This window comes from Methylocella sp., assembly GCA_037200525.1.
In the GTDB taxonomy this organism is placed as follows: domain Bacteria; phylum Pseudomonadota; class Alphaproteobacteria; order Rhizobiales; family Beijerinckiaceae; genus Methylocapsa.
The window spans coordinates 2,681,045-2,693,050 of the sequence record JBBCGG010000001.1; the positions used below are offsets into that span (position 1 = coordinate 2,681,045).

Here is a 12,006-nt window from a genome sequence, read left to right on the forward strand (position 1 = left end):
TCAGAAAAGACGTAAAGGGAATATTGCGGCGATGCTCGATCTTCGTTTCGATCAGCTGCGCGACCGCTTTGGGTGGATGCTTGGCGCGCTTGTCATCGCCGGGACAGTCGTCGCCCTTATCGTTGCATATCGCTCCGGTCGCCCGCCGCGCATAGTCACGCTGTCGGCCTTGACGATGACGCTGGTTCTTGGCGGTTTGCTGATCGCTCCCGCCGCGCCGCGCCTCATCAGGGCGTTGCATCAACTCGCGACGGCGTCGCCGCCAACCGGTCCGTCGGGGCCTCTCCTTGTTGAGACCGTCAGCGTCTCGCTGCCGCCTGCGATGGGCGAGGGTCCCCCGATCATTGCTCAGATCTGGTATCCGGCCGCTGGCGATGGCGCTGCATCCGCATCCGACTTGACGCTCAACAATGTTGCGGAGATCGACTGCGCCGCAGTCATGCGCGATGCGCGTTTATCCGCGGCCGAGCGATCATACCCGATCCTGCTCTCCGCACAGAGCGGAAGCGGTCTCAACCATGACAAGGCTTCGACTTCGGCGGAGCTCGCAAGCCACGGCTATGTCGTGTTTGCGGTGGATGACGCCGATTATGAGTTCCGTCCCTTCAATTCTCAGGACGGGGAGGAAGCGCCGCCGCGATGGAATTTCGATTTTTCTTCCGCCGAGGCTTTCAAGGCGACCCTGCGCAACGCTGATCTCAAGGTGCATCGTTTAGCGGAGAAAACGCTAAAGGCGCTAGATCGGCTTGACGCCTGCGCCAACGCGGAATGGCGCGAAAAGCTGCGATTCGATCAAGTGGGCTTCTTCGGCTTTTCCATTGCGGGCGCAACGGCCGCGGAGGCGGGCGTGTTGGACCCGCGCGTCGCCGCCGTAGCCAATCTCGACGGATGGTTGTTTGGCCGCGCCGCGACGGGCGCGCTGGACAAGCCGTATTTGATCCTAAATAGCGATGCGCCGCTTCCTGGGCCGCGCCAGCTGCAATCGCTCGACGTTAACGAGCGGTATGAAGCGACGTTGACCGATCGGGACTGGCGTGAAGAAGTCCGGCTGATGAATCTGCCAGACGGCTACGGCTATTGGATCTATGGCGCGTCGCATGTAAATTTTTCCGATGGCGTCTTCGATCGCGGTTCCTATAAATACTGGTTGTTGGCCGACCCATTTCGCATCAAATCCATTGCAGATGCTTATTTGCTGGCATTTTTTGATAAATATCTCCGCAACATGAATAGCCCGCTGCTTCGCCAAACGCCGTCGCCCTATAAAGAAGTTGCTGTGCTGCACGGAAACGCGCATTGGCTTGCTGGAGAAATCGGACGTTCGCTGCGTTCTCTCCTCGGCTGGTGACGCCTGCGGGCCGCGCGCGCCACAAGGGCCGCGCCATTTAACCAAGGGGGCATGGTGACGTCGAGACTCAACGTTTTTTACAGAGTGCGCGGCGATGCCGGTACGATCGAAGCCCGCGCTCTCGCCATCGCGGTGGAGCAGAGCGTGGAGATGCCGCTTTCGGCGATCCGCGATCCGGCCATAGTCTCCGACATCGTCGGGCAGGTGGCCGCGATCGACGATTGCGGCGATGGCTGGTTCGACGTGCGGATCGACCTCGCCGCCGCGACCATAGGGGATGACGCGGGGCAATTGATCAATATGCTGTTTGGCAACACGTCGCTGCAAGATGACGTCATCCTGCGCGACGCTATATTGCCCGACGATCTGTTGGCGTGGTTTGGCGGTCCGCGCCTTGGGCTCGCCGGTCTGCGGGTGCGCGCGGATGCGCAGATGCGGGCGCTGACCTGCTCGGCGCTGAAACCGCAAGGACTGCCGGCGGCCGAACTCGGCGAGCTCGCCTATCAACTGGCGCTAGGCGGCCTCGATTTCATCAAGGATGATCACGGGCTGGCGAACCAGTCCTATAGTCCTTTCGCCGACCGCATTCGCGCCTGCGCGGCGGCGACGCGCAAGGCCGCCAAGGCGACTGGCCGCTCGACCCGCTACGTCCCCAGCCTAGCCGGCTATTACGATGAGATGGAGCGGCAGATCGGGCAAGCGCGCGACGAAGGACTGGATACCGTTATGATTGCGCCGATGATCGCCGGGGTCTCGAATTTTCACGCGTTGCGCCGCTCCAATCCCGATTTCGCTTTTCTAGCCCATCCGACAATGACCGGAGCCGCACGCGTGTCTCCCGTCTTATTCGCTAGGCTGTTTCGGCTGTTTGGCGCGGACGCGTCGATATTTCCCAATTACGGCGGGAGATTTAGTTATTCGGCGGCGACCTGCAAAGCGATCTCGCAGGGACTTCTTGGGCCTTGGGGCGCGTTAGCTCCCGCCGTCCCGACGCCGGCGGGTGGGATGACTTTGCAACGCGTCCCGGAACTGCTTGATTATTACGGCCGCGACGTGATGCTGCTCATCGGCGGCGCCCTTCTTTCGGCTCCGCTTGGGGCGATCGCGGAAGAGACCGCTGGTTTCGTTCGCGCCGTCGCCGAACATGATTACGAGCGGTCTTGAGAGATCATGCTCTCATTTTATGGACAATATCCGCGAGCGTCCTGCGGATTGGAAGGGCTAAACCCATTGCGCGAGACTTGACTATATCGCCTCGAGGGTACGCTCCGGGAAGAGGCGGGTTGAGGGTCAGCCGCCGGAGGTAGTGATTGCAGGCCCGCACGCGTCCCCGCGCCCGCGAGGCGTCCGTCTCGAAAACGAAAGAATATGAGATTGAGCGGGATTTGCCCGTCTCGACCCAATGCGGCGCGTTTTGCGGCTGATGCAGACCCTTGCCTGGCTCGAGCGCAAAGACCTGCTCGCGCGACGGATCGCGCGTGGCCAAATCGACTTCGGCGATCGTCACGCCGCCGCTGCGGTAAAAGCGCTCCAATTCCGCCTCCCGCATGACGCTTGGCGAGTAGACATGATAGGTTTTCTGGCCTTCGATCTGAGTAAAGAAGGCAATCTCCGGGTCGAAATGACACGGCGTCGTCGTCGCGCCGGAGCTTATGAAAAGGCCAGCCTCAAGCCGTACAACGCGCTCCCCGCCAAGTCCGCCAAGTCGATCGACGACCTGCCCGAATAGTGCGTCAAGGAGATCTCGGAATCGTGCATCGTGATTTTCGGGGCGCTTCAATAATATGCGGTAGGAGCCGGACTCAAGCTGGTCGAGCGCTTCGTCGGGCCGATAGGACGCAATCGGAACGGAGTTGAAAGCAGCGCCAGGCGCGGTAGCGCTGTGCGCTATATAATAATCATGTTTGCAATCGGCGTATTTGCGCGCCAACGCATGAATATTGTCTATTGTGAACAGGTCAAGCTTATCAATTGAATGATTGAAGCTAAAGGCTTCTTGGTCAAATTGATTTTTCAAGGCGTCGGAACGGAGGTCCAGACCCTCAAAATCATCGAGCGCACCCATCGCAATTTCCTTTTCAGCAATAACCTTTACGGCCCTCCTTGACGAAGCAAAGGAGGTCAGCGGAAAGCGGATTAGCCTAGCGTAGCGGCGAAATGTATTTGGCCATTATAATGGATAATTGGCTCGAACGATGTGCGCTGCGTTACCGAATGTCAACATTACGGCCGTGGCGCTACGTTGCCTTGGGGCAGCAAATGTGCTCACATTTGGCGTCGGTTGGCCGGAACTCCAGCAGACAGCCTGCCTTCCTCGCGCCGCCACTTAGGATTAGGTGAAACAATCTCTGACACCCGCGATCAATTGACGTCTCTCCGCAAAAGCGTCGAAGCCTGCCGATGGGAAGGCGTAGAGAATCGCCCCTATAAGGACGCCAATGACGCGCCCTTCAAGGCGATCTCCAGACAGGTTTTGTTTTCCGATCCGCGACAGCTCGGCGAATTGCGCTATTTCGAAATCGAGCCGGGAGGGTTTTCAACTCTCGAGCGGCATGAGCACATGCACGGCGTCATGGTGCTGCGCGGGCAGGGGGAATGTCTGGTCGGCGAGACGGTCAGCGCATTGAAGCTGCATGATCTGGTCACAATCGCGCCTTGGACCTGGCATCAGTTCCGCGCCGGCCCCGCGACGCCTCTTGGCTTTCTCTGCCTGGTAAATGCCGCCAGAGATCGGCCGCAGTTGCCGACAGATGAGGATTTGGCCGCGTTAAAGGCAAACCCCGCCGTAGCGGCGTTTCTTGGCGGCTAGCTCCGCGCCGCGCCGAATGCAAAGGGATAATGTGGTGAAAAAAAGGGCGGCCTCCCGCCCTGTGTTTTGATTACGCTGAACTTCGCGTCAGCGGCTGAAGCGCGCGCTAATGCTCGATCGGCGCGCCCCAAGATCCCCATACGTAAATGCACGCGAACAGAAAGAGCCAGACCACGTCGACGAAGTGCCAATACCAGGCGGCGAATTCGAGGCCGAGATGATGCTTCAGCGACAACTGACCGATAAGGGCGCGGAGCAGGCAAACGGCTAGGAAGATCGTCCCGATGATGACGTGGAAGCCATGAAATCCCGTCGCCATGAAAAAGGTGGCGCCGAAGATCGAGCCCTTGAACCCAAAGGGCGCGTTCACATACTCATAGGCCTGAACCGATGTGAACAGCAGGCCGAGCAGGACGGTGAGGAGAAGGCCGAGCTTCAGTCCTTTGCGATCGCCGTGGAGGAGGGCGTGATGCGCCCAGGTGACGGTTGTGCCGGACGTCAGAAGGATGAGCGTGTTGAGCAGCGGCAAATGCCAGGGGTCAATGGCTTCGACTCCCTTCGGGGGCCATATGCCGCCGGTGAATTCGGTGCGCGCATATTCAATGGCTTCGCCCGGAAAAAGGCTGGCGTCAAAGAAAGCCCAGAACCATGCGACGAAGAACATGACTTCGGAAGCGATGAACAGGATCATGCCGTAGCGATGGCTGATCTGCACCACCCGGGTATGGTGGCCCTCAACGGTCGATTCTCTGATGACGTCGGTCCACCAGCGCGTCACGACAAAGAGGAGCAAGATAACGGCTGCGCCGAAAATCAACCCATTGGGTTTGAAGTCCCCAAAGGTCATGCCCTTCATCCAGATGATGCCGCCGAGGGCCATAAAGAAAGCGGCTACGGCCGCCACGATCGGCCACGGGCTTGGATCGACGAGATGATAGTCGTGGTTCGGCTTTACGTGGGCGTCCGCCATATTTGACCCTCTTCCCGCTTGGCTCAATGAGCCTGTCTTTATCAAAGCCGCCCGAAGCGCGGCGCTATGCTGATCGCGCTGAACTGCGCATTATCAGTGCAAGCTCGACTGATGCGTTTGCCTCGTTTGGCAGCGTTGGTCAAGAGAAACCGAACGTTGCTCAAAGCGGTTTTGCCGTTGCGCTGGGCTTCCCGCTGGCGGCGATGGGAGCCGCCGACTTAGAGGCAAAGAACGTGTAGGAAAGCGTAACCGTCTCGACGCCCGCCATCGTCTGATCCTTCTCAAGCGCTGGGTCGAGGAAAAAGACGACGGGGAGCTCCGCTGTTTCGTGCGGGCCGAGCGTTTGCTCGTTGAAGCAGAAACAGCTGATTTTATCGAAGTAAGCGCCTGCGGCGTCGGGGCCGACATTGTACATCGCCTGCGCCGCCGTCTCGTGATCCGACATATTGGTGACTTTGAAAAACACCGTCGCTGTTTTGCCGGTCCGCAATTTGATTTCCGCCGTCTCCGGCGAGAACGTCCAGCTGAGGCCCGGCGCGACATTGGCGTCAAAATGGACTGTCAAATCGCGCAGCCCTTGGGTTGCTGGGGCCGCATAGGCCACCTGCGTCGTCCCGCCATAGCCGGTCGCGGCGCAGAACATGCGGTATAACGGGACAGCCGCGAATGACAGGCCAAGCATCGCCAAGCTCGCTGCGACGGCAAGCGCAGCAACCAGTCGCTGGCGGCGAAACATTGGCGCTCGCGGCGGCTCCAACGATGCATTCATGGCGGAAGCGTTCCTTAAAGGGGACGATTGAGCACGCCAGGCCCGAGTTTAGCAATCGTCACGACATAGATGAGCAAAACGAAACAGCCGATAGCAAGGCCGATAGCCACATTGCGCTGGCGCCTGCTTTTCAGTTGCGCCGGCGTCAGCGTGACGCCGTTAAGATTGTCAGGGGTCATAGCATTACCACGACAGAAGGCCCGCGCTTTGCAGGATCGCAAAAACGCGTTCGCCGACGATCTCGGCAAAAAGCAGCGAAAGATAGAGAATTGAAAAACCGAACAGCCGCATGGCCCATTTGTTGGCCTGCTCGCCAGTGCGGACAAGATAGACGCGCGCCGCGAAGAAAAGCATGAGCGCGCCAAGACCGAACGCAAGAACGCCATAGATCGGCGAGGCGAAACCGAGCAGCCACGGCGAAAGACCAAGCGGCGCAAGAACGGCTGTGTAGAGAAGGATGTCGCGGCGGGTGCGATCCGGCCCCTCCACATTCGGAAGCATCGGGATGCCGGCGCGGGCGAAGTCGTCGGCCTTGACCAATGCGAGCGCCCAGAAATGCGGCGGAGTCCAGACGAAAATAATCGCGAAAAGGGAGAGGCTGGCGATGCTGACATGCCCTGTCGCGGCGAGGTATCCGACAATCGGGGGAAAGGCGCCGGCTGCGCCGCCGATCACGATATTCTGCGGCGTCGAGCGTTTCAGCCACATCGTGTAGATGACGACATAGAAGAAAATCGTGAAGGCGAGGAGCGCAGCGGCGAACCAGTTGGAAACAAAGCCCAGCGTCAGAACCGAGAGACCAGACAGCGTTATGCCGAAGCTGAGCGCGTTTTCTCTCGTCAGTTTGCCCGCCGGTATCGGTCGTTTGCGAGTGCGCCGCATCACGGCGTCGATATCGGCGTCATACCACATGTTGAGGGCGCCGGACGCTCCGGCGCCGACGGCTATGGCGAGGAGCGAGGCGAAGCCGATGACCGGATTGACATGGGAAGGCGCGATCAAAACGCCAGCTAGCGCGGTGAAGATCACCAGCGACATAACGCGTGGCTTGAGCAGGGCGAAATAGTCGCCGGGACTTGCGATCGAGATCGAGAGATCGGGAGTGGCGTCGTCGCTGCTATTTGCGATCAAACTCATGGTTCGGACTGCTTCAATGTTTGCCTAATGCATTTCCAATGTAGTCGAACCACGTCGAGGTTCTCCGGCGATCGAACGATGGGCGGCGCGAAAGCCTCTTCAGCTTTTAGTTTCGAAACCTCACCCTCAGTTGAGCGCCGCGCCTTGGAGGATGATTTCATTTTTTCCGAGCGCCTTCATGCTCGCAACGGACCCATCTCAGCATGAAGGCTGAGGTTTTGGGGTAGGCCCCGAACAGGCTCCAAAATGACGCTTTAGACCGATTCAACGAAAACGCCAATCCCAGCCTTTACGCGATCTTATCGGAAAGCCGCCGGACTCTCGGATAAAATCATTTGCGACCGGCGAACAGATTCCCCTCGGACGCGAATATGGACCCTAGTTTCGGAGCATGATCGCATCAATGTGAAGCGATCATGCTCCGTTTTTCTCTGTTTCAGCCCAGGCCTATCGAGGGATGCCTGCAACCTTTCTAGTGGTCCGAACCCGCAATCCGGGGCAAGGTTTCGAAGGTGTGGAACGGCGGCGGCGAGGACACAGTCCATTCGAGAGTGGTGGCGCCGACGCCCCAGGGATTGTCGCCCGCGACGCGTTTCTTGGCGAAAGCATCGTAGATCACGTAGAGGAAGAGGATGACGCCTATTCCAGAAAGATAAGAGCCGAAGGACGAAAGCCTGTTCCAAAGCGTGTAGGCGTCAGGATAGTCGATGTATCGGCGAGGCATTCCCGCGAGGCCAAGAAAGTGCTGCGGGAAGAATGTCAGGTTCACGCCGATAAACATTAGCCAGAAATGCACTTTGGCGAGATATTCATTGTACATAAACCCGGACATCTTCGGGAACCAATAATAGAAACCCGCAAACAGGGAGAACACGGCCCCGAGCGACAGCACGTAATGGAAGTGCGCCACGACATAATAGGTTTCGTGGAAGGCGCGATCGATGCCGGCGTTGGCGAGAACGACGCCGGTGACGCCGCCGATCGTGAACACCAGGATGAACCCGGCGGCCCAGATCATTGGGGCCCTGTAAGTGATCGAGCCGCCCCACATCGTGGCGATCCACGAGAAGATCTTCACCCCCGTCGGCACGGCGATCACCATTGTCGCGAAGACGAAATAGCGCTGCGTGTCGAGCGAAAGGCCGACCGTGAACATGTGATGCGCCCACACGACGAAGCCGACGACTCCGATAGCCACCATGGCGTAGGCCATGCCGAGATAACCGAAAATCGGCTTGCGCGAAAACGTCGAGATGATGTGGCTGATGATGCCGAACCCCGGCAAAATCATAATGTAGACTTCCGGGTGGCCGAAGAACCAGAACAGGTGCTGGAACAGGATCGGGTCGCCGCCGCCCGCGGGATCAAAGAATGTCGTGCCGAAATTGCGGTCGGTCAGCAGCATGGTGATCGCGCCTGCGAGCACCGGCAAGCTTAGCAAAAGCAAGAAGGCGGTGACCAACATTCCCCATACGAACAGCGGCATTTTGTGCAAGGTCATGCCTGGCGCGCGCATGTTGAAGATGGTTGTGATGAAATTGATCGCCCCAAGAATGGAGGAGGCGCCGGCCAAATGGACGGAGAGGATTATGAAATCCATCGCCGGACCGGGGGTGCCGATGTTGCTCGAAAACGGCGGATACATGACCCAGCCGCCGCCGAAGCCCTTCATTCCTGGCGAGCCATCCATGAACATCGATGTGATGGTTAGCGCGAAGGCGGCGGGAAGCAGCCAGAACGAGATATTGTTCATGCGCGGGAAAGCCATGTCCGGCGCGCCGATCATGAGCGGGACAAACCAATTGCCGAAACCGCCGATGAGCGCGGGCATGACCATGAAAAAGATCATGATCAGGCCATGGCTTGTGATGGTCACGTTATAGAGGTTTTTCGCGGCGTCGAGCGCGGTCTCGGGCGAAGCGCCGTCGAAGACCTGGGAGAGATGGGTGAAGATCTGGATGCCGGGTTCCTGCAATTCCATCCGCATGAGGATCGACAGGAAGCCGCCGATGACGCCGGCGAAAATCCCGAAGATTATATACATCGTGCCGATGTCTTTATGATTGGTCGAATAGGCGTAGCGCCGCCAACCGGTCGGATGGGCGTGTTCTTCAGGATGAAGTGTCGTGCTCGTCGCCAACGGTAGTCTCCCTCGAATGCTGTTTTGTCGTCGCGCTTATCGAACTGCGACGGATGGCGCGTTGTTATCCGCGAAGTGAACCGAATCCGGGGTCTTCGTCGAAGCAAATTTCTTTGCGGCTTGAGCGAGCCAAGCCGTATATTTCTCTTCGCTTACGACGCGGACGGCGATCGGCATATAGGCGTGGTTCTCGCCGCAAAGCTTTGAACACTGACCATAATAGATCCCTTCGCGTTCGGCCTTGAACCAGGTTTCGTTCATGCGGCCGGGCACCGCGTCAATGCGGATGCCGAAGGACGGAACAGTGAAAGAATGGATCACATCTGCAGCGGTCACGAGCATATGAACGGTCTTGCCAATCGGCACGACAACTTCATTGTCGACGGAAAGCTGACGGAGATCGCCGGGCTTCAGATCGGCGTCTTGGATGAGATAGGAGTCGAACTCGAACCCGCCGCCTTGATCCTTCGGATAATCATAGGTCCAGTACCATTGCTTGCCAGTGACCTTTAGCGTGATGTCCGCCGGCGGCACGACCAATTGATGGGTGAGGAGACGAAAGGAGGGAATTGCGATAACGACCAGAATCATGACCGGGAGCACCGTCCAGGCGACCTCGAGTATGGAGTTGTGAGTGGTCTGCGCTGGGACGGGATTATTTTTTTCGTTGAACCTGATCAACACGTAGGCGAGCAGCGCCAGGACGAACAGGCAGATCGCGACGATGATCGGCAGCACGATCCAATTATGGAAAAAATGCATCTCCTCGGCGATCGGCGTCACCGCTTCCTCGAACGTGATCTGGCCAGGAGTGGCAAATCCGTCGGCGAGCGCGGAGCCAGCGGGCAGCAACGCGAGGCAGGAGGCGGCTCGGAGGAGGACTGCGCGGAACCTTTGAATGTGACGCAGGGCTGTGCTGGCAAATCTCATGAAAATCGAAGCTCCGGATGCGCAGATGACCGTTCCGCGCCTACCATTTCCCCTTCGCCCCGTCCAGAGGCAGAAGAGATAGTTGAAAACTATAAACGGGCGTTGAGCGCAATCAACCACCTCAAACAGTTCATGCGGCGCAAGGGTGCGACAAAATGGCCTCCTGCCGGTGGGCCGGATGAAAATTGCGCGACTTCGACCTCCAAGTCGGCTCGATTGGCTCGAACCGCCGAGCTTTGCTTGACACTTTGAGGCGATTTGCTAGGCAGCCATTGTTGGCCAAAGAAAACCATACAGAGCCGGTACGACGCATAAGTCGATTTTCGGAGAGAGCATGACGCAGGCGGTCGAACACAAACAAAACAAGGTCGTCAAGCGCCTCTTGCGCGCATCTCTCATCGGCGTCGGGCTCATTGCAACCGGGGGCGCTGCCTTTGGGCAGGGCGTCGTCAAGTCCAAGAACGGCGACTGGGAATTGCGTTGCGAAACGCCGCCCGGCGCGGCGAAGGAGCAATGCGCGCTGTTGCAAAGCGTAGCCGCCGAGGACAAGCCGAACATTAACCTTGTCGTGATCGTGCTCAAGACCGCAGACGGCAAGAGCCGCTTGCTGCGCGTCATCGCGCCGCTCGGGGTGCTGCTGCCCTCCGGCCTAGGGCTCAAAATCGATGACGTCGATGTTGGGCGCGCCGGTTTCGTCCGTTGCCTCCCGACCGGGTGCGTCGCCGAGGTCGTGATGGAAGAAAAGCTGATCGATCAGATGAGGAATGGCAAAAACGCCACCTTCATCATTTTCCAGACGCCGGAAGAGGGCATCGGCATTCCGCTGGCGCTGGCTGGGTTTAAGGAAGGCTTCGACGCGTTGCCCTGAAGTTATTCCGCAGCGGCGCGGTAAACTGTCAGCCGCGTTGCGGCGGCGGCGAGCGCGGCGGAAACTTTGGTTACAGCGGCGTTGATTTCAGCGAAGCGGTGCGATTGCCTGACGCTTTGTTCGTCCATATAGAGGCCTCTGCAGACCTCGATTTGAATGGCGTGGCAATTGGCGCGGGGGTTGCCATAGTGTTCGGTAATGAAGCCGCCGGCGTAAGGCTTGTTGCGAGCGACCTTATAGCCAAAGCGCTGCAATTCATCTTCGATGACATCGACTAGGAACGTGGCGCAGCTCGTGCCGTGCCGGTCGCCAATGACGAAATCGGCTTTCGCCTTCGGCTCGGCGTCATTGTAACAACGGGATACAGCGCTAAAAAGTCCGCCGGTTGGAGGCGTGCTCGCCGAGTGCGCGCCGGATGGCATCGAATGGCAGTCAACCAGAACAGCCAGCCCGAAAACCTGCTTCGCGCGTAGGATAAGCTCGCCGAGACGATCGTGATAGGGCTTGTAGAGTTTCTCGATGCGCCGCAACGCCTCGCCGAGAGGCAAGCGATCGGAATAAATCTCCTGCGCCTGGCCGACGACGCGCGGAATCGTTCCAAGACCCCCGGCGACCCGCATCGACCGCGTATTGACGAAGGCCGGCAGGCGTTCATCGAACATGCGCGGGTCCAGCTCATAGGGCTCGCGATTGAGATCAAGATAAGTGCGGGGAAATCGCGCCCGAATCAACGGCGCGCCGAGCGTGACGCCGCCGCCGAACAGAGCATCGACAAAGGCATCTTCCGAACGGCGCAACTGGATGGCGGCGAGCCGCGTGCGATCCAGAAAGCGGCGAGGATAAACATCCCCCGAATGCGGCGAGGAGAAAACCAAGGGGCAGCTCAGAACGTCCGGCTCGGTCACATCGAAACCCGGATCCAACTCCGGTTCGTGCGCTTCCTCACGTTTGCCTGGCGCCTCCGCAATCATGGAATCTCCCTACAGAGCCATGGCTCTTGAAGCTTTTAGGTAAAATCAGGCAACGGCCTGTAAT

12 protein-coding genes are annotated in these 12,006 nt (G+C 58.7%); 4 read left to right on the top strand and 8 right to left on the bottom strand.

Annotated features, from left to right (window positions below):
• The first annotated feature begins 31 nt into the window (after positions 1-31).
• Entirely contained in the window at positions 32-1,348 is a 1,317-nt protein-coding gene (locus WDN46_13130; protein ID MEJ0094337.1) for a hypothetical protein, read from the top strand.
• Between the two features lie 51 nt (positions 1,349-1,399).
• Entirely contained in the window at positions 1,400-2,512 is a 1,113-nt protein-coding gene (locus WDN46_13135; protein MEJ0094338.1) for a RuBisCO large subunit C-terminal-like domain-containing protein, read from the top strand.
• A gap of 4 nt (positions 2,513-2,516) precedes the next feature.
• Here the strand turns inward: WDN46_13135 and WDN46_13140 are convergent, their stop codons facing one another.
• Positions 2,517-3,413 (bottom strand): cupin domain-containing protein, encoded by an 897-nt coding sequence (locus WDN46_13140; protein ID MEJ0094339.1) that lies wholly within the window; start codon positions 3,411-3,413, stop codon positions 2,517-2,519.
• A gap of 300 nt (positions 3,414-3,713) precedes the next feature.
• Here WDN46_13140 and WDN46_13145 point away from each other — a divergent pair, with 300 nt between their 5' ends.
• Positions 3,714-4,157, top strand: coding sequence for a cupin domain-containing protein (locus WDN46_13145; GenBank protein MEJ0094340.1), 444 nt, complete (start codon positions 3,714-3,716; stop codon positions 4,155-4,157).
• Between the two features lie 106 nt (positions 4,158-4,263).
• On the opposite strand, the gene WDN46_13150 is transcribed toward WDN46_13145, so the two are convergent.
• From WDN46_13150 to coxB, 6 genes are all read right to left on the bottom strand, one after another.
• Complete coding sequence (locus WDN46_13150; GenBank protein MEJ0094341.1) at positions 4,264-5,127, bottom strand: cytochrome c oxidase subunit 3; 864 nt, start codon at positions 5,125-5,127, stop codon at positions 4,264-4,266.
• 160 nt (positions 5,128-5,287) lie between these two features.
• The gene (locus WDN46_13155) at positions 5,288-5,896 is read right to left on the bottom strand and encodes a cytochrome c oxidase assembly protein (GenBank protein ID MEJ0094342.1); all 609 of its coding nucleotides are present in this window, start codon (positions 5,894-5,896) and stop codon (positions 5,288-5,290) included.
• Positions 5,897-5,910: 14 nt separating this feature from the next.
• On the bottom strand, positions 5,911-6,075 hold the full coding sequence (locus WDN46_13160; GenBank protein ID MEJ0094343.1) for a hypothetical protein: 165 nt from the start codon (positions 6,073-6,075) through the stop codon (positions 5,911-5,913).
• Between the two features lie 4 nt (positions 6,076-6,079).
• Positions 6,080-7,033 (bottom strand): heme o synthase, encoded by a 954-nt coding sequence (locus tag WDN46_13165; protein ID MEJ0094344.1) that lies wholly within the window; start codon positions 7,031-7,033, stop codon positions 6,080-6,082.
• Between the two features lie 472 nt (positions 7,034-7,505).
• The gene (gene ctaD, locus WDN46_13170) at positions 7,506-9,173 is read right to left on the bottom strand and encodes a cytochrome c oxidase subunit I (GenBank protein ID MEJ0094345.1); all 1,668 of its coding nucleotides are present in this window, start codon (positions 9,171-9,173) and stop codon (positions 7,506-7,508) included.
• 36 nt (positions 9,174-9,209) lie between these two features.
• Complete coding sequence (gene coxB / locus WDN46_13175) at positions 9,210-10,103, bottom strand: cytochrome c oxidase subunit II (protein MEJ0094346.1); 894 nt, start codon at positions 10,101-10,103, stop codon at positions 9,210-9,212.
• A 334-nt stretch (positions 10,104-10,437) separates the two neighbouring features.
• Between coxB and WDN46_13180 the strand changes: the two genes are divergently transcribed.
• Positions 10,438-10,971 (top strand): invasion associated locus B family protein, encoded by a 534-nt coding sequence (locus WDN46_13180; protein ID MEJ0094347.1) that lies wholly within the window; start codon positions 10,438-10,440, stop codon positions 10,969-10,971.
• A gap of 2 nt (positions 10,972-10,973) precedes the next feature.
• On the opposite strand, the gene WDN46_13185 is transcribed toward WDN46_13180, so the two are convergent.
• On the bottom strand, positions 10,974-11,942 hold the full coding sequence (locus WDN46_13185; protein ID MEJ0094348.1) for an N-formylglutamate amidohydrolase: 969 nt from the start codon (positions 11,940-11,942) through the stop codon (positions 10,974-10,976).
• Between the last annotated feature and the right edge of the window lie 64 nt (positions 11,943-12,006).